Annotated in this window: 20 protein-coding genes and 1 riboswitch; of the genes, 3 read left to right on the top strand and 17 right to left on the bottom strand. The window is 33.3% G+C overall.

The features are described from left to right. Positions 1-223 precede the first annotated feature (223 nt). The 8 genes from DG435_RS24820 to DG435_RS24855 form a co-directional block, all read right to left on the bottom strand. The gene (locus DG435_RS24820) at positions 224-862 is read right to left on the bottom strand and encodes a hypothetical protein (RefSeq protein ID WP_106792808.1); all 639 of its coding nucleotides are present in this window, start codon (positions 860-862) and stop codon (positions 224-226) included. A gap of 104 nt (positions 863-966) precedes the next feature. Continuing rightward, entirely contained in the window at positions 967-1,905 is a 939-nt protein-coding gene (locus tag DG435_RS24825) for a threonine/serine dehydratase (RefSeq protein WP_106792807.1), read from the bottom strand. Positions 1,906-1,977: 72 nt separating this feature from the next. Further along, entirely contained in the window at positions 1,978-2,634 is a 657-nt protein-coding gene (locus DG435_RS24830; RefSeq protein ID WP_106792806.1) for a methyltransferase domain-containing protein, read from the bottom strand. 57 nt (positions 2,635-2,691) lie between these two features. Then, a complete protein-coding gene (locus DG435_RS24835; protein WP_106792805.1) occupies positions 2,692-3,102 on the bottom strand; it encodes a heme-binding protein in 411 nt (136 codons plus the stop codon). Between the two features lie 126 nt (positions 3,103-3,228). Continuing rightward, entirely contained in the window at positions 3,229-4,467 is a 1,239-nt protein-coding gene (locus tag DG435_RS24840; protein WP_106792804.1) for a succinylglutamate desuccinylase/aspartoacylase family protein, read from the bottom strand. Then, a complete protein-coding gene (locus DG435_RS24845; RefSeq protein ID WP_106792803.1) occupies positions 4,451-6,331 on the bottom strand; it encodes a CBS domain-containing protein in 1,881 nt (626 codons plus the stop codon). The genes DG435_RS24840 and DG435_RS24845 overlap by 17 nt, the downstream gene beginning before the upstream one ends. A gap of 230 nt (positions 6,332-6,561) precedes the next feature. Beyond that, complete coding sequence (locus DG435_RS24850; protein ID WP_106792802.1) at positions 6,562-7,410, bottom strand: alpha/beta fold hydrolase; 849 nt, start codon at positions 7,408-7,410, stop codon at positions 6,562-6,564. Between the two features lie 25 nt (positions 7,411-7,435). Next, positions 7,436-8,953 (bottom strand): M20/M25/M40 family metallo-hydrolase, encoded by a 1,518-nt coding sequence (locus tag DG435_RS24855; RefSeq protein WP_234387101.1) that lies wholly within the window; start codon positions 8,951-8,953, stop codon positions 7,436-7,438. Between the two features lie 131 nt (positions 8,954-9,084). On the opposite strand from DG435_RS24855, the gene DG435_RS24860 reads away from it, so the two are divergent. Beyond that, positions 9,085-10,020, top strand: coding sequence for a hypothetical protein (locus DG435_RS24860; protein ID WP_106792800.1), 936 nt, complete (start codon positions 9,085-9,087; stop codon positions 10,018-10,020). Between the two features lie 108 nt (positions 10,021-10,128). Here DG435_RS24860 and dnaN read toward each other — a convergent pair whose 3' ends face one another. The 4 genes from dnaN to DG435_RS24880 form a co-directional block, all read right to left on the bottom strand. Further along, positions 10,129-11,247 (bottom strand): DNA polymerase III subunit beta, encoded by a 1,119-nt coding sequence (dnaN, locus tag DG435_RS24865; protein ID WP_106792799.1) that lies wholly within the window; start codon positions 11,245-11,247, stop codon positions 10,129-10,131. A gap of 265 nt (positions 11,248-11,512) precedes the next feature. Next, positions 11,513-12,088 carry a DUF1572 family protein gene (locus DG435_RS24870; protein ID WP_106792798.1) on the bottom strand — a complete coding sequence of 192 codons (576 nt, stop codon included), beginning with the start codon at positions 12,086-12,088 and terminating at the stop codon, positions 11,513-11,515. A 107-nt stretch (positions 12,089-12,195) separates the two neighbouring features. Then, positions 12,196-13,227 carry an iron ABC transporter permease gene (locus DG435_RS24875; RefSeq protein ID WP_106792797.1) on the bottom strand — a complete coding sequence of 344 codons (1,032 nt, stop codon included), beginning with the start codon at positions 13,225-13,227 and terminating at the stop codon, positions 12,196-12,198. Further along, positions 13,228-14,367: an ABC transporter substrate-binding protein gene (locus DG435_RS24880; RefSeq protein WP_159025592.1), complete on the bottom strand. Its 1,140-nt coding sequence runs from the start codon at positions 14,365-14,367 to the stop codon at positions 13,228-13,230. It abuts the gene before it with no gap. A 272-nt stretch (positions 14,368-14,639) separates the two neighbouring features. On the opposite strand from DG435_RS24880, the gene DG435_RS24885 reads away from it, so the two are divergent. Beyond that, complete coding sequence (locus DG435_RS24885) at positions 14,640-15,638, top strand: sphingomyelin phosphodiesterase (protein ID WP_106792795.1); 999 nt, start codon at positions 14,640-14,642, stop codon at positions 15,636-15,638. Between the two features lie 73 nt (positions 15,639-15,711). Here the strand turns inward: DG435_RS24885 and cobC are convergent, their stop codons facing one another. The 5 genes from cobC to DG435_RS24910 are packed head-to-tail and all read right to left on the bottom strand — an operon-like array spanning position 15,712 to position 18,889. Continuing rightward, positions 15,712-16,230, bottom strand: a complete 519-nt coding sequence (gene cobC, locus DG435_RS24890) for an alpha-ribazole phosphatase (RefSeq protein WP_106792794.1) — start codon at positions 16,228-16,230, stop codon at positions 15,712-15,714. Next, positions 16,212-16,976, bottom strand: a complete 765-nt coding sequence (locus DG435_RS24895) for an adenosylcobinamide-GDP ribazoletransferase (RefSeq protein WP_199852692.1) — start codon at positions 16,974-16,976, stop codon at positions 16,212-16,214. Before DG435_RS24895 ends, cobC begins: the two co-directional genes overlap by 19 nt. Positions 16,977-16,979: 3 nt before the next feature. Continuing rightward, the gene (locus DG435_RS24900; RefSeq protein ID WP_106792792.1) at positions 16,980-17,318 is read right to left on the bottom strand and encodes a hypothetical protein; all 339 of its coding nucleotides are present in this window, start codon (positions 17,316-17,318) and stop codon (positions 16,980-16,982) included. Between the two features lie 9 nt (positions 17,319-17,327). Beyond that, positions 17,328-18,365: a nicotinate-nucleotide--dimethylbenzimidazole phosphoribosyltransferase gene (gene cobT / locus DG435_RS24905; protein ID WP_106792791.1), complete on the bottom strand. Its 1,038-nt coding sequence runs from the start codon at positions 18,363-18,365 to the stop codon at positions 17,328-17,330. A gap of 11 nt (positions 18,366-18,376) precedes the next feature. Next, positions 18,377-18,889, bottom strand: coding sequence for a bifunctional adenosylcobinamide kinase/adenosylcobinamide-phosphate guanylyltransferase (locus tag DG435_RS24910; protein ID WP_106792840.1), 513 nt, complete (start codon positions 18,887-18,889; stop codon positions 18,377-18,379). Between the two features lie 81 nt (positions 18,890-18,970). Then, positions 18,971-19,271: riboswitch (cobalamin riboswitch) on the top strand. Positions 19,272-19,348: 77 nt separating this feature from the next. Between DG435_RS24910 and DG435_RS24915 the strand changes: the two genes are divergently transcribed. Further along, the gene (locus DG435_RS24915) at positions 19,349-21,292 is read left to right on the top strand and encodes a TonB-dependent siderophore receptor (RefSeq protein WP_106792790.1); all 1,944 of its coding nucleotides are present in this window, start codon (positions 19,349-19,351) and stop codon (positions 21,290-21,292) included. The last annotated feature ends 27 nt before the right edge of the window (positions 21,293-21,319 follow it).

Below are 21,319 nucleotides of genomic sequence, written 5' to 3' on the forward strand. Positions count from 1 at the left end.
TATCAATTTTATAAAGCAAACCTACTACTAATCTTTTAGTTTTGCAACTAATTAATTAGTAGTTCGACTAATTAATTAGTAGTTTTAGCGTGTTAGCAATTGATTCTAAAGGGTTTTCTAGAAGGTGTTAAAAAAATGATAATATGTTTTAGAAGAGTAGATTTCTAAAAAATGATTACCATTTTAGAAAATTGTTTCTACTTTTTTTTGAAGAAGTAAATATCTATTCTAATAATAACTGTAATTCATCACGATTGAGTAGTTCGGGAGTATATTCTGTTACAACCCCATAATTAAAAAATGAACTTTTCATCTTAGTACTATCTTCAATTAGATCAAATATGTTGGTGTAAAAACGTTCAACTTTATCATCTTTAGTATTCATGATAAACGATGAGGCAGTAGTGATAAATTCATCTTTCTGATATTCTTTTAACCTTAATAGTTTGAATTCGATCAAGGGTGCAGTTGATGTGATATTCGCTAACTTAATGGGTTTAGAATATGAAGTGCAATCAAAACAAACTATTAATTTTTTCTGATTTGATTTTAGTTGATAAGAGATAGTAATTTCTGTATTGACCAGTTTTTCAAAACCGTCCATATCTACAAATGCCAAGGTGTCATTAGTACTTGTTTTAGCAGTGAGAACCGTTGTAAGGTAATCATCGGGCATGATTAAAACTTCTTCAACAGATAAAACGGTTGCTTTTATGGTACTAATTTTATTATCCTGACTATGAGTAGCGGTAATCTCATTGCTGTTTTTTGATTGGCTAATAGTTTCTTTTGAATTTTTATTAGTGTTACATGAGAGGCAACAAATCAAAATAGTAAATAAAAGAAGGGTATTTGCTTTCACAATATTTGTTTTATAGAGCACATAATTTATTATAAATGTAATACATAAATGTTATGCAAGAGTACACTGTTTTCAGGGGAAATGTTATTATGGATATTTTAATATTAAGAAAACGGAAGATTCCCTAAATCTACGTTACCTCCCGAGATGATAATCCCAACTTTTTTACCTTTAAAACGTTCTTTATTATGAAGTAAAGCTGCAAAAGAAACAGCAGAAGATGGTTCTATAACGATTTTCATACGTTCCCATATCAATTTCATTGCTGCAATAATTTCTTGTTCTTCAACTCTAATGATTTCTGAAACATATTTTTGAAGAATAGGGAAATTAACATCTCCTAGCTGTGTTTTGAGCCCGTCTGCAATAGTATTTATGGTTTCATTAGTTTCAATTTTACCACTTTGTAAAGACCGATATGCATCATCAACTTCATAAGGTTCGCCTCCTATCACGATACATTGATTACCATAGAAGTGAGCTGCCAAAGCGGTTCCTGCAATAAGTCCACCACCACCAACCGGAGTAAAAAGATATTCGAGATCTGGATACTCTTCTAATAGCTCTAAGGCAGCAGTACCCTGACCTAAAATTACATTTAGATCATTTGATGGATGCAAAAATGTGGCACCTTTTTCTTGTTGAATTTGAATGGCAGTTTGTTCTCGATCTTCAAGAGTAGGAGGGCATTCAATGATTTCACCTCCATATCCTTTTACTGCATCTTTTTTAACCTGTGGAGCATTAGATGGCATTACGATATAGGCCTTGATGCCTATACTTTGTGCAGCCAACGACAAAGCTTGTGCAAAATTACCAGAAGAATGTGTTACGACACCTTTAGATTTTTGATCCTCAGATAATCTTAAAATAGCATGGGCAGCACCTCTCATCTTGAATGCTCCCATACGCTGAAAATTTTCACATTTAAAATATAACTCTGCTCCAGAAATCTCATTAAGCAACCTCGAAGTAAGTACAGGAGTTTTGTGAATATAGGGAGTAATGCTTTGATGGCAGTCTTTTAGCTCTTGTTTAGTCATTTTGATGTAATATTAATATAGAAGCCTATAATTATAATTTTATTGAATTAACAAAAATAGATATTGTAATTTTTAACCTTTATCTCTTGATCTTTTCTTCCCGATTAGTAGTGTATTGGCTCCTTGAACCTGATTGTGTTGTGAAAATTCGATATCGGGTTTAACTATGGATTTAAGAGATTCGATTTTGATGTTTTCTTTCAAATTAATTCCGGCATTAAACACGATTTGTCCATCAGGTTTTAATAAAGGAATGAGGTTTTTCCAGAATTGACTTTCATAAAACTTTTCAGGAACTTGATTATCGATAAAAATATCGATGATTATAATTTCAAATTGCGATACACAATGATCGACATAGAAAAAAGCATCTTCACAATTGATTTCGAGATTGTGATTACCGGTTATATTAAATTCGTTTTTAGCGATTTCAATAACCATTTCATCAATTTCTACAGCCGTAATTTTTCCGTGATGATCAAATGTATTCCTAAGGGTTTCTATTATACTCCCACCCCCAAGTCCTAGTAAAAGAGTTTCACTATTGGTAGAAATATCTATTTGCGAAAGTCCGTAGCTAAGTAATTTTTGTAACGATCCGTAGGAGTAATTTGCATTTTGACTATCCAGTACTTTTTTACCGTTCATCCATGTGAGTTCTAATGTTCCGTTAATTTTTGAAGGAATTTCTTTGGTAAATGGCCATAGATAACTTAATAATCTCTTCATGTACTTTTGCGCAAAAAAATGGATTGTTTAATTTTCTTATAGGTGGTAGTATTTTAATTAGGCATACGTACTTAATGCTGTAGTGCCAGCTTCGGCTACGGCATGATCGTTTTCTATGCTGCTACCACTTACTCCAATAGCTCCTATTATATCTCCCGAATTGTTTTTAATAGGAACACCACCAGGAAAAGTAATTAATCCGCCATTAGAATGTTCTATATTGTATAGAGGGCCTCCTGGTTGCGAAAGCTCTCCAATAACACCAGTGTTTTTACCAAAAAGACAGGCAGTTCTCGCTTTCTTAATTGAAATATCTGTAGAGCCTAACCATGCTTGATCCATACGAGCGAAGGCAATAAGATTTGCCCCAGAATCTACTATTGCGATATTCATTTGTGTCTGTATAGCTATTGCTTTTTCTTTTGCAGCGACAATAATTTTTTCGGCTTGTTCTAGAGTAATATTCATTATTTTTTTGTTTGTAAAATTGTGATTCAAAAGTAACGTTAACTATTTAATTTCATGATGTTTTTAACACAGATCAATAAACTTTATAATTTTAGAAAGAAGAGGTTATTATACTTAATTCAATTACTATTGATTAAAAGTCTTACTCAATAAATTTCTGCTTTTACTCCATGAAGTATAACGATATTCTCTATTTTTTGAAGCGCTTTCTCTGTTTTTTAAGCTTAAGTGTGTTTTGTCTACCTGTTTACTTCGGTACCCCAAAAGATGAAAGAACTGTTTTGTGAAAAAACGAGCAATCTTAAGATTAACTGTAAGTTCATTTTTTTTATTTGAAGCCCAATGAACACCTGGAAGAATAGTAATTATATTATCAAAATGTGTTTTACGAAGGATTGTTGACAGCTTTAAAAATATCGGATGTACACTATGAATTGCAAAAAAACCATCATTACCTTGATTTTGATATAGCGGCATAAATATTCTGCCATTTTTTGAAGCTGTTATTATTTTTCCATTACTATGAGCAAGTTGTTCTCCTTTTTGGATATGCTGAAAATTGACAAATCCGGGTTTCATTTTAAAGACTTCGTCTTCTTTAATTTGGTAGCGCCAATAGATTTCATAAATTCCCATAGGAGCTTCTGAACCTTTAAGTAGAAGATTATAATGATAATTATAACTAATATCTGTTTTTGTGATACTATTAGCAAAAATCATAGTAAGGTAGATAAATGAAATATGATTTTGAATTGCAGCCGGATCGTCATGTTGTCCACCTTCAAAACCAAAAGACACATACCCTAATTCATTAATATAACTTAGTAATGGACCATCAAGGTATTCTTCTATACCTAATATCATAGGTATGGGATATTGCATGGTATATTTTCTATTAAGCAAGCTATCGTTTACTGTAAGAAAAGGTATCGTTTTGCTTGAAGTTGTATGAAGATCCATAAAATAAAATGGACCATTTTCAATATTAAGTATTTTTTTGATAATGTGATAGATATCACGTTGTTGTTCTATATCGATATTTGTATCAAAATCATTGTGTTGCTTAGACAAATCTTTAACTCTATCGATGTTCCACAAACGATTTAGATCTTCTTCTTGGTATCGCTCACCTTTTGCTAATGCAGGTAGATTGCCACTTATTGCGTAAATATTTCCCTTTATATTTATCTTCTTGTTTTTTATAACGTTTAATACCTTGTGTAGTGCAAATATTCCGGCAGGTTCATTGCCATGAATACCCGCAATAAAAATAAGAGTAGGGCCAGGTTGTGACCCTTTTATATGTCCTATTATACGTTCAATTTCAATAGATTGATCTAGTGCTTTACTATAAACTTTTACCATGGTCGAATGCTATTATGTCTTTTATAGTAATAATCCCTACGAGATCTTGTTTTTGAACCACCGGGAGACAGCCAATCTCATGTTTCTTCATTATTTGAATAGCTTTTAATATGGTAGTTTTTGGCTGAACCGTTATTACTTTTTTTATCATAATGTCGGATACAATAGAGTTTTCGTTATTTTTTTTCTGATCCTGAATATTTTTTACATGATTCCAGGTTAATAACCCGCAAAGTTTTCCCGGTTTATTTTCTACAGGAACATGATGAATATTTTTCCATTTCATTATGCTTGTAGCCAGGCTTGCCAAATCGTATTTGTCAACGGTAAACAATTTGGTAGACATGATATGTCCAACCAATGATGCTTCTTTGTATTTTTTTGATGGTTTAGTTTTGAGTATTGGCCATTCATGACCTGGTAATTCACTCTGCTGGTTTTGATATATGGTTTCGGTTAATGTTCTTAGCGCATCATCTCTTTTCATGTTTTTTTGAAATGAACGATAGCTTCTGATATTCCAGTCTGATGCTGTGATACCTTTTGCTCGTTTTTCTATGATTTGCAAAAATCGCTCTATGTCGTTAGGAGCTACATTCGCCTTTTCTAAACCAGAATGAGCTATAGGTAATAGTTCTTTTATTACCAGATCTTGGATAGAAATAGGATTCCCCATCCAATTTAAAATGGCATCTTTTCCGCTTCGGGCTGCTTTTATAAAATTTCCTTTAGCGTCTCTAAAATCCATGCATTTTGACATATCATCAAACTTTGATGGACGCCCAATCATCAACCCGGCCCAGAAAGCAAAATTTGCAATTTCATCAAGAGTAGTCGGTCCTGATGGAATATAACGATTTTCGATTCTAACATGCGCTTTTCCTCCTCCAACACCATAGCAAGGACGATTCCATCGATATACAGTACCATTGTGTAAGGAAAGTGCTTGTAATTTTGGGATATTCCCTTTTTTTAATTCTGAAAGTGAATTTGCAGTTATATCACGTGATAAAACAACTTTGTGCTGTGCAATATCATTTTTAAAAATCTCTACAACAGATCCTGATGCCCATTCATTACTAAAGCTTACTCTGGCTCTACGGTCTTTTAAAGCATAAGAAGAGCTTCTGATATCCATACTCTGACGAAACAATGCAATTCGGGTTTCACTCCATAACTCTCTTCCAAATAATAAAGGTGAATTTGTACATAGCCCAAGAACAGGGGCCGATATTGCCTGCGCCCAATTATAGCTAGAGACAAAATCCTGAGGAGGAATCTGAAGATGCATTTGGAAACTGGTATTGCAAGCTTCAAAAAGTACAGATTCATGATGTATACTCAATTCATCCACGTTTCTAATATGAAGCTCAAAATCTGTACCTCTTTGAGTTCGCAGAATATCATTCAAAGCAGAATATCTAGGGTTAGAGGTCATATATTCTAATTCTAGATGACGTTTTCTAATAGTTGGTAAAATACCAGTAAGTACTATTTTGGTATCAAATTGAGCAGCTGTGATTTTAGCTTTGGTAAGTAATTGATTTAATTCATTTTCAACTTTAGAAAAGCAATCTTTCTTAAGCTCTAAAGGATCCAGATTGATCTCCAGATTATATTTTGCCAATTCTGTTGTAAAATGAGCATCATTAATTGCTCTTAGAATTTCTTCTGCATTTTTTGCGGGCCTCCAATTATTATTAACGAGACAAAATTCTTGTTCTGCGCCGATACGAACAATATCTTTTTCGATTAAATCTTGCTCTATCATGATTTCCAGAGCTTTGATATCATCAAGTAAATGTTTTATAAATTCGGCTCGGTTTCTTTGATCAGTACTACTATGAACATTGTGCTCTCCCATAATAATGCGTATTGTGATTATGGTGAATATTACAGATATCGTACTCACTATAATTAGTTATAAAAAGATGCCGATATGATCTTATGATCAGCGGTGGTTTTAAAAATATTGACTTTTTTAGTTAAAAAAAATGCGATTTGTCATAGTTCTTTGTTTTTTTTACAATTAATAGTGAAGAAATGATTCATAAAAAATAGAAGAAATATAAAAATTAAACAGGGAGAGTTTATCTATATTGCATCAAACCAGATTAATGTTTTAGCCCAAAGGGTATGCTTAAATTTCCTACTAAAAAAACCAAAATGACCTATTTTGTCTATGGGGATTTCATGGAGTTGTATCATTCTGATTTCTTTATCCGATTTTTCAAATAGTTCATGTATCCTGGTAATGGCAGGCCTTGTTCCTATAGGATCATCCTCTACACCAAGAGTTAGAAGTTTTGATGTACAGGTATTATAATAAAAGGTAATGCCAATAGCTTCCATTTGCTTTTTCATATCAGCATGCCGTCTTCTATTGTTCCATTGCTCAATTACACCTTTAGGAACATCTTCTAATAATCCTAACTTTTTTCCCGGAAAATAACCAAATAGATTTGTAATCATAGGAAAAATAATATGCCATAAAAAGTAGATTTTAGTTCTTTGATTCTTAGACCAGTCCTTATAATATGCTGTTTGCGCACCAATATTAATAATTCCACTAATTTGATCACTCCTTTCGGTCATTCCTATAATTGTCCCTCCAATGCTATGGCCAAGAGTTACTATTTTGTGATTTGGAAACTCCTTTTTAGCATAATCAATCACTCCAGAAAAATCTTTTTGTCCCCAATCTGTAAAAGAAGCCTTAAAACCACTAAGTTTTTTTGGTCTTGAGCCTGCTATCCCTCTATAATCATAAGTAATTACCTGATATCCATTTTTTGCCATGTAAGTAGCATAGTGATGATATAATTTTTTATCTACAGCTGTAGCAGAATTTATAATCAATACTTTATTTTTATCGACGATTCCCTCACAAGGGTAAACCTTTCCTGATAAGGAATAATCATCTATGGCAGGAATGCTAATCATTTGCAAGAATTTTATTGATGTAATGTTACAGTTTTTGTGTTAATATCGCAGTAATTGTTTTAATACCTTCGATATAATTACCAAGCCTGATATTTTCATTAGGGCTATGTTGATTATTATCTTTGTTTACTGTAGGCACAATAACAGCAGGAATATTTAGGGTATTTACAAACGGTGAAATAGGAATAGAACCTCCACCAGTACGAATTTGTACAGGAACTTTACCAAAAGCTCTTGTCATTGCTTTTCTTAACCATTTTCCAATTTCAGTATTAAAATCGGTTCTAAAAGCATCGTAAGCAATTTGATAGTTAAAACGAATGATTTTTGAATATTTCATCCTCTCATCTTCAGTAGGAGTGGTATTTATAATATGATATCCCTGATCTAAAATATGTTGTTTTACCATATCAACCATATGTTGTGCATCGGTTTCTTTAACAAGTCTTATATTCATTTCTGCGATAGCACTAGAAGGTATTATTGTTCGTCTTTTAGTACCTACCCAACCCGATTGCATTCCCAAAATACCTAAAGAAGGATATTGTATAGATTCTTGATAAGTATCTGCAATATTATCTATTGAAGCGATGCCTAGCTTTTTCCTGATTATTTTTTCGTCGTCGGGAACTTGATTTAGGATATTTTTTGTCTCTTCTGATATTTCGATTCCATCATACCAACCTGGTATAGCAACTCTTCCGTCTTCTTGCATCATCGATCCTAATAATTGAGAAAGGCGTAATGCCGGATTGGGCACATAGTTGCCATAATGACCACTATGTTGTGGTGCTCTGGGACCAAAAACCTCGAGAGATAATGTTGTTATTCCTCTTGCACCATATGCCAGTGTCGGTTGATTAGAAATATGTCTAGGACCATCAAAAATGACTAGCATATCCGAGGCTAATTCCTTTTTGTAATCTATTACAGCTTTGGGCAATCTGGGAGAACTAATTTCTTCCTCAAAATCCATAATGACTTTAATATTGTAGTTAGGTTCATACTTAAAGTCGTTAATAATATCCATTGCTTTAAGAAACATAACAACCGGTCCTTTGGCATCAGATGTTGATCGGGCAAAAATTCTCCAGTCAGGATTAATTTTACCATTTAATTTATCCAATGGGATAGTGTTCCATTTTTTAACATCATCTTGTTCTTTTAGTACTGCTTTATATGGGTTTTCCTGAAACCATTTGGTAGTATCAACAGGTTGTCCATCTACTTGCAGGTAAATCAATACTGTTTTTTTTGCGCCTTTATGTTGTCTACCGGCTAATAGCAAGGGAATTTTTTCTGTTGTGAGACGTTTGGATGTAAATCCACGGTCTTTAAATGCTTTTTCACACCACTTTATATTTTTTTCTATGTCTTTTGGATAATGAGCATCGTTAGGTAGGCTCAAAAGCTCAACCAATTCATTAAAAGAAGTTTTGGCATAGGTGAGTGAGAGTTTATCCAGTTCACTGTCTTGTAACTGTTGTGCAGTAGAGGAAAAGATAAAAAAAAGCAGAGTGGTTGTAATGATACATCGAGTCATAATCATATGTGTTGAAGAATTAGATGTTACCGGTAATTGTAAATGTATATAAAAGATTAGAATAGCTATTTTTATTTTAAATAACCTTAACAAGTTTTCTTATATTGGATTCAAATTAAACCATTTAGGCTATGCATACTCATAAGTTAATCCTGATTTCTTCTTTAATACTAGTGTTGTGTTTCTCTTGTAAAAAACAAAAAACAACTGATGTAATAAAAGAGGAAGAAAAGTCTTCTGTAGAACGAGTAGATAAAAAAGATGCAATTACATCGCTTTCGCAAAAAATGAGCAATCAATATGAAAAAGCAAAACAGGATTTCCTGGCAGATTCGGATAATATAGATAATATTATCTGGTATGGAAGAAGAACTGCATATTTAGGGAAGTATAAAGAAGCCATAGAAATTTATTCTAATGGAATTAAAAAGCACCCTAACGAGGCTCGGTTATACAGACATAGAGGACATCGTTATGTTTCAATACGAGAATTTGATAAAGCAATACATGATTTGGAGTTTGCAACGACATTGATAGAAGGAAAGGAAAACAATATTGAACCTGATGGATTACCTAATGCAATGAATATTCCTGTAAGTAGCTTGCATGGAAACATATGGTATCACCTGGGCTTAGCATATTATTTAAAAAATGATATGAAAAAAGCGCATCAGGCTTATCTTAATTGTAGAAATTTAAGATCTAATGATGATAATACAGTCTCGAGTACAAACTGGCTATACATGATTCAAAGAAGAATGGGGAATGAAGATCTTGCGAGGGAGTTATTAGATTCGATAACGAATAATATGACGATTATCGAGAATACAAGTTATTATAATCTTTGTAGATTTTATAAAGGGAAGATCACAATCGATTCGTTACAAATAGGAAAAGATGCGCCTCAGGATGATGCAACTCGGTATGGGATTGCCAATTGGTTTTTTTATAATGGGAACAAAGAGAAAGCAAGAGTAATCTTGCAGGAAATTCTGGAAGGTAAATCACGAAGCTCTTTTGGATATATCGCAGCAGAATCTGATTTTTCCAGGTATTTTGGAGAGTAAGTTTTACTTTTTTAAGAAGCTAAGAAGCTATTTCTGATACTCATTAAAAATAAAAATCCAATCCTATTAATAGGATTGGATTTTTAAATATAAGTAATTTTTATGATCTTAATTATTCAACATCACAGGCATTACCAGCATGGTCACGTGCTCTCCTTCGTCTAATCCATCGATTGGAGTAAGAATCCCTGCTCTATTAGGTAATGACATTTCCAGTTGTACTTCATCTGCATTAAGATTATTAAGCATTTCACTTAAAAAGCGAGAGTTAAAACCAATTTGCATATCATCACCTTGGTAATCACATGTTAAACGTTCTTCAGCTTTGTTAGAATAATCGATATCTTCTGCAGATATATTTAATTCTGCTCCGGCAATCTTTAATCTAATCTGGTGTGTTGTTTTATTAGAGAAAATAGAAACCCTACGAACAGAATTTAAAAACTGTGTACGGGCTATAGTTAATTTATTAGGATTCTCTTTTGGTATTACCGCTTCATAATTAGGGTATTTACCATCAATTAACCTACAGATTAATTGTGTTTCATCAAAAGAGAATTTTGCATTAGATTCATTGTATTCGATCAGTACTTCACTATCACTACCTGCCAAAATCCCTTTAAGTAAGTTCAATGGTTTTTTAGGCATAATAAACTCTGCGGCTTGAGAAGCTTTGATATCTTCTCTAGTATATTTAACCAATTTATGGGCATCGGTAGCAACAAAAGTTAAACCTTCTGTAGAGAATTGAAAAAACACACCACTCATTACTGGTCTTAAATCATCATTACCAGTTGCAAAAATAGTTTTGCTTACTGCTGTGGCTAGAATATCTCCAAGTAAATTTGTAGAACTGGGATCTTCTAATTCTACTGCTTTGGGAAACTCCTCACCGTTAGCATAAGCCAAGGCATATTTACCATGATTAGAACTTATCTCTATTGTATTATTATCTGCAGCGACAAAAGTTAAAGGTTGCTCAGGAAAAGTTTTAAGGGTTTCTAACAATAATTTAGCTGGTACTGCAATAGTTCCCTGATCAGAAGATTCTACTTCTAATTTTGCAGACATGGTGGTCTCTAAATCAGAGGCAGATACAGTTAATGCATTATTGTCTAATTCGAACAAAAAGTTATCTAAAATTGGTAATGTATTGCTATTACTAATTACCCCTCCTAATACCTGTAGTTGCTTAAGTAAGTAAGAACTGGATACTATAAATTTCATCTGTTTTTCTTTATTATTTTTTGGTTGTCAGAATTTGTGCTGATACAGATCAGTATGGAATTTGCCAATAATCATTTCAACCGATCTACCGTGAGGTAGGTAAGAATCAATGTAGTTGCCATGGCTCATTTCATATATATGTGTGACTAATTACGTACAGTTTTACGCAAATATAATCGTAATCTGTTTGGGATTTGGTATTGAGAAAACCATAGTTATTAACAAACCAAAGGGAGTTATTGACTATTTTATGAATTCGGAATAATTAATTAGTGCCATCTTTCATGAGCTTATCTGTATAATGTGCTTTATGCTTGGGTTTAGCAAAGCGTTTTTGATTATAAGCTTTAGATTTTCCTTTTGGGATAGATAAACTTTGCCATTGCTCACTAGCAATCATTTTCCCGAGAAATACGATTTGTCCTATATGATACGAATAATGCGCTAATTGTCTGTTGATCGCTTCAGTAATACTATGTTCTATATTACGAATATAAATAGGCTGGTTAAAATTATTTTGATCGATACTATCTAGTGCTTCAAAAAGGCATTGCCATCCATCATCCCATTTGGTTAGAAGATCTTCTTTAGATTTAATGTCGTTTTCAAATTCGGCATCACGTTGCCTCCATTCTTTTTCTCCATCTGTAGTTAAAAAATCGGTCCAACGGGATTTCATATTACCCCAGAGATGTTTTACAATAATGGCTATGCTATTACTCTCGTTGTTATATTGCCAAAAAAGCTTCTCTTCAGGGATTTGATCTATTGTTTTTTCTCCCAGAGATTTATAATAAGCAAACTGTTTTTGGATTCCTTCTAGATATTCGGATGATTTCATTGATGTATACTTTTACTTTAAAGATAAGGTTTTAAAATGTAAGTTTTATATTGTAGGGTAGAGGGAACCTGCATAAAAATATGCTCTACCAAATGATAAAACGAGTATTAAAATAACATTTTTCGTTTTCGAACCAATAACCAGATGACTACAGGAGCACCAATTAGCGAAGTAATAGCATTAATAGGAAGTGTGTATTCACTGGATGGCAACTGTGCGATACTATCACACACCAGCATAATAATGCTTCCTAGTAGTATTACAGCAGGGATTAATGTTTTATGATTAGAGGTATGAAATAGTTGCCTTGTAAGATGAGGTACAGCTAAACCAATAAAGGCAATTGGTCCGGCAAAGGCAGTAATGCTACCGGCCAATAATCCCGTAGCAACAATAATAAGAAAACGGCTTGTCTTGATGTTTAGCCCAAGACTACGAGCATAGTTTTCGCCCAGGAGTAGTGTATTTAGAGGTTTTATGGCAAGGATGGATAATAACATTCCTAATAGTGATATACCAGAAAATATAAGTACGTCATACCAGGTGAGATTGCCTAAGCTTCCAAATCCCCAAAAAATATATCGCTGTAATTGATCGGCAGGTGCAAAGTAGGCCAATACACTCACTATAGCTGCTGTAATACTTCCGAACATAAGTCCGATAATAAGTATTGCCATTGTATCTCTCACCCTAATAGAAACAAGCATAACTGCAAATAGAACTAATATACTACCTAGACTGGCAGCAATAACCAATCCCCATTTTGAAATTAAAAAAGTAGATACTGCAACTCCGGTAAATGCACTTCCTAGTATCAATAGTGCTACCCCTAGACTTGCTCCAGAGCTTATGCCGAGGACAAAAGGACCTGCCAATGGATTTCTAAACAGGGTTTGCATCAGTAATCCTGAAACTCCAAGTCCACTACCGACAATTATGGCAGTGAGTGCTTTTGGTAATCTATAATCTATAATGATATGCCTCCAGGATTCTTTTTCAACAGCTCCTCCTACGAGGCTACTTAACGTATCCAGCCACGGAATAAATACTGAGCCTAGGCTTATATTTGCAATAAAACAAATTAATAAAAGCACGATAATACTTATAAAAACACGTTTATATGATTTAGTTGGGGTCAATTAATTTAGTTTTTCAAAAAAATAGGGTTCATAATCGATTAATAATTCAGGGTGTGCAATTTTAATAATATCTTTTAAGATTAAGTCTGGCCGCATAGGTCCTAATTCATAATATATTAATCCTCCTTTTGAACCCATCTTTAATGTTGAAGAATATACGGCTTTATTTTTAAAGGCATCGAATAAAACATATTGATGATTCTTTTGTTTTAGTTCACCAAGAGATTTAGAATTTCCAGATCCTATCCATAGTTCAGCATTTTGAGCCTTTTCAAGTACGCTTTCAAAACTTAACCTAAGGCTTCCAGTTTTTTTAACGTCTCTCCATAAATATGTAGTGTTAGCATCTTTCAGAAATTTTGCAACAAAGCTATTTCCGCCAGGAACATACCAAATGTCTTTATACATATTACCAGATAAAATTGTTGGAGAAGAAGTTGTGTTTTGAGCTAAAACAGTTGCGTCGTTATATTCTTTTTTAATGTTTTGGAAAATATCTTCTGCCATTTTTTCTTTCCCAAAGAAAGCCGCAATAAATTTTATCCATTCTGCTCTACCTAGTGGATGTTCTTCCATCCACGAGCCATTTATCACAACAGGAATCCCAGTTTTTTGAATCAGGTCATAGGCCTTTGTATCTCCTGAAGATGAAAACCCAATAATTAGTTCGGGAGAAAGTTCAAGAACAACTTCTGTGTTTAAATTCCATTCTTTGCCAAGTTCTTTTATAGCACCATTACTAATTAAAGCACGTGTTTTTTCAGAAGAAATATAATCTGTATGAGGAAATCCTACTAATTTCTCTTCAAGATTCATATACTCTAACATTGGAATATCTGTAGTAGAGGTTACAACAACCCTTTCTATAGGCACTTCTATAAATATTGCATTTGGAGATTTAAATGGTTTTTCTGTTCCTTTTGGGTGTAAAATATATGTAAATTCTTCTTTTGCATCCGGCCAGGGTGTTGTAACCTTAATTTCTTTATAGTTTTCACGATTTTTAATAGTAAACCCTGAAGCGTATTCAATATTTTGAGGAGCCAGATACATTACGGTGAGTGGGGTAGTATCCTTTGGCGTTTTCTTACAAGAAGCACCTAATAAGAACAGTAAAGAAATGATAAAAACAGTACGCATGAGCATCATTTTTTTGTAAAAATAGTAAATCAGAATAAGTTTGGGTCTAAGGTAGCATTTCATTATGCTATAGATAATTTATATACACTTTAGTATCAACTTAATAAATAGTAAAAAAATGTTTTATGAATCATTTAATCAAAAAAATAATGATTATTTGATAAGCAAAACAATTTATAAACCGTCATTTAACTATTTGTTCTCTTTAAGCTAAAACCGGAAAACTGCTAAAAAACGTTCTTTGGATATTTAATGCAAATGCATAAATAGATATGAAAAGCTTAAACTTACATTTTACCTTTTTAATAGTGTTAACGTTTTTTTCATGCTCTTATGAGGAAAGCAATATAGAAGATTACGAAAATCAAAAATTTCAAGAAAGTAAAAATAGGAATATAGAAAGCTTGACGATAGTAAGCTACAATATATTTCATTTACCTGGTATTGCACGAATAAAACACTATAAGGAAGAAGAGAGGTCGACAAAGCAGCTACAGGTTTTAACAGAAATGGCACCTTTATTAGATGTTATTGTTTTTCAGGAAGGATTTAACAGACAAGCCGAGACATATCTATTTAATAAATTGGAGGAGGTATATCCTTATAACACAGTACTTGTTGGCCAATATTGTAGTGCAGGTTCTTATTGGAACTCTGTTAATGGAGATTGTTCTAATAGTCTCTTTGTTGTTAATGGAGGGGTAAGGATTTTTAGTAAATATCCAATTGATATTAAAAGGCAGTACGTGTTTAACAACTCTGCATACGGAACAGCGGATTATTATTCTAATAAAGGCGCAGTATATGTTGAGATTACTAAAAATGGAAAAAAATACCATATTGTAGGTACACATTTACAAGCAGATCAAGGAAGTTATAATGGAACTTCTGTTCGATTAAAGCAATTAAAAGAAATTAGGGATTGGGTAAATAGTTTAAAAATACCAATATCAGAACCTTTAATTTATGCAGGAGATATGAATGTGGAATATACAGATACATTTTCGTATAAGGATATGAAAAGTATTTTGAATTCTAGAATATCATATTCTTTTAACCCTTCGACAGAAGCAGGGACCTATTCTAATACCAATACTTTGGTTAGAAAAGAATATCCAAATTATAATAATACACTAGATTATATTTTAATTAGCAAAAGTCATAAGCAACCAGTTTTTATACCTGAAATGCAGGTACTTCAATTTGTGAAAGATGGTGAAGATCTATCAGATCATAATGCGGTAAAAACAACATATAGTTTTAATAATTAATTTATTGTATAAAACAATAAATATCCCTGCATAAAAATGTAGAGCGTATTTATTAATATACCTACCAATGGGTCTAGATAGCAATTACATCTCCGTACGCTATTTTGATAGAAAAAGAATCTTTAAGATCTATTTGTTGCAGGCTAGCAAGTAACGCTCTCATAGGACCGGCATGGGTTATTACGGCAATTTTTTCTTCAGAAACATGATCCAGAGAGGTGTAAAAATCCAAAATTCGTTCTTGTAGTGTGATATATGACTCCCCATTTGGGACTTGTATATTTACAAAATCATTCATCCAGGGATCTATTTCTGAACTATGTATAGCGTCCCAAGGCTGTAATTCCCAATCTCCAAAATTTAATTCTTTAAGTCGATTATCATAGATAATTTCTTTTTTGAATGTTTTGGCTAATAGTTTACATCGTTGTAATGGGCTGCTATATATCGTAGTAATTTCATGAACAGGAATACATTGATGTATCTTTTCTACTTCTGTAGTAAATGTATCTGTAATTCCGATATCACTTTGCCCATAGCAAATTCCTTTTTCGATATTTGGAGTGGTATGTCTTACCAGGTATATTTCCATAATGCTATGCTAGTAAGATAAAATACAATTTCACTAAGCTGTTGGACAGCACCTGCACAATCTCCTGTTTGTCCGCCAATCCATTTTTTAAATTTGGCTGCTAAGAACATTTTTGACAGGTACATAGGGATCAAGGTAAGGAATATCATGGGATTTTTGAAGAAAAATAGGGGAGCAATGCCAAATATGCCACTAATCAATAATGAACGTACACTCATGCTTTTTGCTGCTGGTTTGGCCTTACTGTTTTCTGTGTCTCTTACATAAGGATGTGTAAAAATTAAGGAGGTAGCTATAAAACGACTTAAGGCATGTCCAGAAATTAGTATTAGAGGGACGAAATACGTTTCAGTTTCTCTTAATGCTGCGAATTTTATGCTTAGAATTAATACCAGTCCAATAGTACCATAGGTACCTAAACGAGAATCTTTCATGATCAAAAGTATCTTGTCTTTGGTCCATCCCCCACCAAATCCATCACACACATCGGCGAATCCATCTTCATGAAATGCACCTGTGGCATAAATAGTAGAAAACATAGATAGTAGTATTGAGACTTCTACCGAAAAAATAAAAGAGGCCCCGTAAAAAACAATAGCACCAATACTTCCGACGATGATTCCTACGAGAGGAAAATATTTAGAACTAAGACGTAAATTTTCAGAATCGTGATTTACCCATTTCGGACAAGGAATACGAGTGAAAAACATCAATGCGGTAAAAAAGATGTGAATTTCTTTTTTCATGATTTATTTAAAATTAATGTCCATAGCAGAATCCTCTACAAGATATTGCCACAATGGAATTAAAGCACTAATGATAAGTATAAGAGCCAGAATTATCCCAATGCCTCCAACTTTGTTTTTCTTTAAAAATGAAATAACCCCAAAATAAAGGCTTAATAATCCAATACAAACAGAGGTTATTCTAAAAGTCTTGGCAACAGTGAATATATAAGAATTGAACTCTGAGGTGTTTTTTGATGATTCAATCAAAATAGAGTATTGCCGAGATAAATCAATAGTATACCAGTATACGAAATACATCCCGACAATAGCGATAAATATGGATAGGATTCCTTTTTTCATTGCGTTAAACTATTCACTACCAGAAACTCCTGCACTTTCAAAACTAGCCATGGTATTAAGAAAAGCAACTGCAGATTCTAGAATAGGATAAGCTATAGCAACTCCTGTTCCTTCTCCTAATCGCATACCAAGGTTAATCAATGGTTTTTTATCTAAAAACTCATACATCTTTTGGTGTCCTTGTTCTTCTGATGTATGAGCAAATATGCAATAATCTAATACATTTTGATACATAGCATGTGCAGCTAATAATGCAGAAGTAACAATAAACCCATCTATGATAATAGTCATTTTGAGTTCTGCTGCTTTTAAAATTGCTCCGGTAATCATAGCAATTTCGAACCCTCCAAATATAGTTAGTGCTTCAAGCGGAGAAGAAGGTATATGTTTTTGGTATACTTCAGATAAAATTTGTTGCTTGATTTTAATAGCTGAAGTATCCAGACCAGTTCCAGAACCCACACATTCTGCCAAAGGAACCTTTGTGAAATATGACATCAATAATGAAGCAGCAGAGGTGTTTCCGATTCCCATTTCGCCAAAACCTATAGTATTACAGCCATTATTAAACGTTTCTGTGACCAGGTCAGCACCTTTTTGTATAGCTATGGTACATTGCTTTGCAGTCATAGCGGGTTTTTCTTGATAATTTTGAGTGCCAAAATCAATTTTTTCATGAATGATACCAGGGATATTTTCAAAATCATGATTAACTCCGGCATCTATTATTTTAAGATCAATATGATGTTGCTTGCAAAAGACATTAATAGCGGCTCCTTCATTTACAAAATTATAAACCATTTGTGCGGTCACTTCTTGGGGATAAAGGTTGACTTCTCTTTTTTTTGCAATACCGTGATCACCGGCAAAAACGAGAATAGTAGACTGATCTAAACTGGGTTGGTCCGTGTTTTGGATCATACCTATTTGTAAAGCTACTGTTTCAAGTACGCCTAATGCTCCAACAGGTTTTGTTTTAGTATTAATTTTGTTTTGAAGAGCTGCTTCAAGGGTATTATTAAAGATAGGTTTTATATCAAAGTCCATGTATATTTTGGTTATTTAGAGTTTTTGATTTCAACAGGAATACCAGAAATCATTAATATTGCTTTATCGGCATGACTGGCTATATGTTGGTTCATCCAGCCTTGGAGTTCGGTAAATTTCCTGCCAATTTTGGTAGTAGCGTGAACCCCCATTCCGATTTCATTAGAAATGATAATTATAGTCGCATTTATGTTTAATAGTTTATCAAATTCTGTTTTTGCTTGCGACAGTGAGAGTTGGATGTCATTTTTTGTGTCCATATAGTAGTTGGTAAGCCACAAAGTAACGCAATCGATCACAACGACACTATCTTTTTTAACAACTTTAGAGATTTCTTTTTCTTCTTCAACAGAGATCCAACGATCGTCGCGATCTGCAATATGCCTATCTATACGTTCACGATGATCATCATCCCAAATGCGTGAAGTAGCTAGATAATAAGGAGTGTTGGATAACTGTAATGCCAGACGCTGTGCATAGCTGCTTTTACCAGAACGTTCTCCTCCTGTGATGTAATACAACATTGAATTGGTTTTAGAGACAGCAAAGGTAATCGAATACATTATTTATTTGTTAAAGTAATCCGAAATTCCATAAAATATAATACATTCGCGCAGAATTTTGGTTCTGATACTCCTTTCAAGGGAGTTGAGGATTAAAAGGGAATCAGGTACAATGAAGAATGAAGTTAGCATATAAATCTCGATTTTTTTAATTTTTAATCGTATTTCTGAAGTTTAACATCGTAAATCAATATTCCTGAGCTGTTCCCGCAACTGTATGCTGTGTCCATCATTAAAAAGGATGCTTGTTGTTAATACTTTATAACCACTGCTCGTTATGACGATCGGGAAGGTAAACAACAAGACGCGAGCCAGGAGACCTGCCTTTATTCGATATAATCAAACTTTCGGGACAATGGTTTGGGTATGGGTAAACTACATGCTTTTTTCCGGTAATTGTAAAAATTAAGTGTTTAAGTAATGAACAAAAAAGTATTTTTTGGAACAGCATTTTTAATGTTGGGATCATCTTTTGTATTTGGACAGGAGATCCAAATAGATGAGGTAGTTAATGAGCTAGATGAGGTAGTTATTTCTGACTCTAAGTTTAGTTTGAAACGAGAACAAAGCGGTAAGGTAATTACTAAAATTACTGCTAAAGAACTAGAACGTAGCCAGGGACAATCTGTAGCTACAGTACTTGCAAGAGCAACAGGCTTGTTTATTAATGGTAACGGTAGTGCCGCCGGGCAAGACCTTGGAGTTTATGTACGAGGAGGACGTAATCGTCAAGTAGTTATTAGAATTGATGGGGTAACAGTTAGTGATCCTTCTACTTCTTCTGGAGATTTTGATTTACGATTACTATCGGTTAATCAAATACAGGAAATTGAAATTCTTAAAGGTGCATCGAGTACTTTGTATGGCTCGGGAGCTGCGGCTGCAGTAATCAATATTATTACAAAATCTGAGAGTAAGAAAAAGATATCTGCTAGTTTTCAATCCAGTATAGGAACTAATCAATCTCAGGAAGATCAGGATTATGATATTAATGAATTTGTAAACCTGGCTTCGATTAACGGAACCTTGGGAAAAGTAAGCTATTTGGCAAGCGTAGGAAATCAGTTTAGTGATGGATTATCGGCAGCAGAGGCCGAAGGAGCAGAAAGTGATGCGTTTTCTAAATTTAATGTATATACCAAGTTAGGATATCGATGGAATGATAATTTTAGATTTCATTTTTTTGGAAATTTAGATCAATATAAAAATGATTTCGATGCTGCTGCAGGAATAGATGGAGACAATCGGTTTGAGAGTCAACAATTAAGGGCAGGATCTTTTTGGGAGATTAAGTATCCTAAGGGTAGTTTTACATTTACAAACAGTTATGCATCCTTAGAAAGAGATCTTACCAAATCTAGCTTTCCTTCAAAATATGAAGGTAATGTACATACTTTTGATGCATATAATAAATATACCTTTAACAATACATTGCATACGGTTATTGGAGCTAATGGTTCGTATAGTAAATTTAGCCTTGTAAATATTCCTTTTGGTACTACAAATCTAGAAGAAACAATTAGTGATACTGATGCAGAGTTTGATATTATTGATCCTTATATTAATGTAGTATATGCTTCGGATTTTGGTTTTAATCTAAATGCAGGAGCGAGATATAATATCCATAGTACCTATGATAATCATGTTGTTTATACTATAAATCCATCATACACCCACACATTTGGAGATAATTATATTAAAGGATTAGCATCATATAGTACCGCATATATCACTCCATCATTATTTCAGCTATATGATACGGCCTTCTTTACAGGAAATCCAGATCTTAAACCAGAAGAGAGCACAACTATAGAAGGAGGAGTTGAATTATCTCATAAGAAGAAAGCTACGGTGAGTGTAGTTTATTTTAATCGCAAATCAGAAAACTTTATCACTTTTGATCCTACTACTTTTGTGAATTTTAATTCACCCGACGATATTAAGGTAGATGGAGTAGAAGTAGAGGTGTCGACAACAGTTTTAGAAGACAAACTATCTATAAAAGGGAATTATACTTATACTAATATTGACAAATTAGACGATAATATCAGAATTCCTGAACATATGATTAATGCTAGTATTGGTTATCAATTAGGGGAAAAGACATATACTTCGTTAAACTATCAATATAATACTAAGCGCACAGATAATGATTTTGCTAATACAGACCCGGTTACTTTTGCCCCAACACAAGTTTCTCTTGATGGTTATGGTATATTAGATTTTTATATTAGTCACCGATTACTAAAAAATCTAAATGTTTATGCAGCGATGCATAATATTACCAATGAAGATTATCAGGAGATTTTAGGATTTAGTACCAAAGGTAGAAATGCCAGAGTTGGAATTAATCTTGAATTCTAATACATAACCCGGGTTTAATCAAAAACT

This window comes from Aquimarina sp. Aq78, assembly GCF_900299525.1.
In the GTDB taxonomy this organism is placed as follows: Bacteria; Bacteroidota; Bacteroidia; order Flavobacteriales; family Flavobacteriaceae; genus Aquimarina.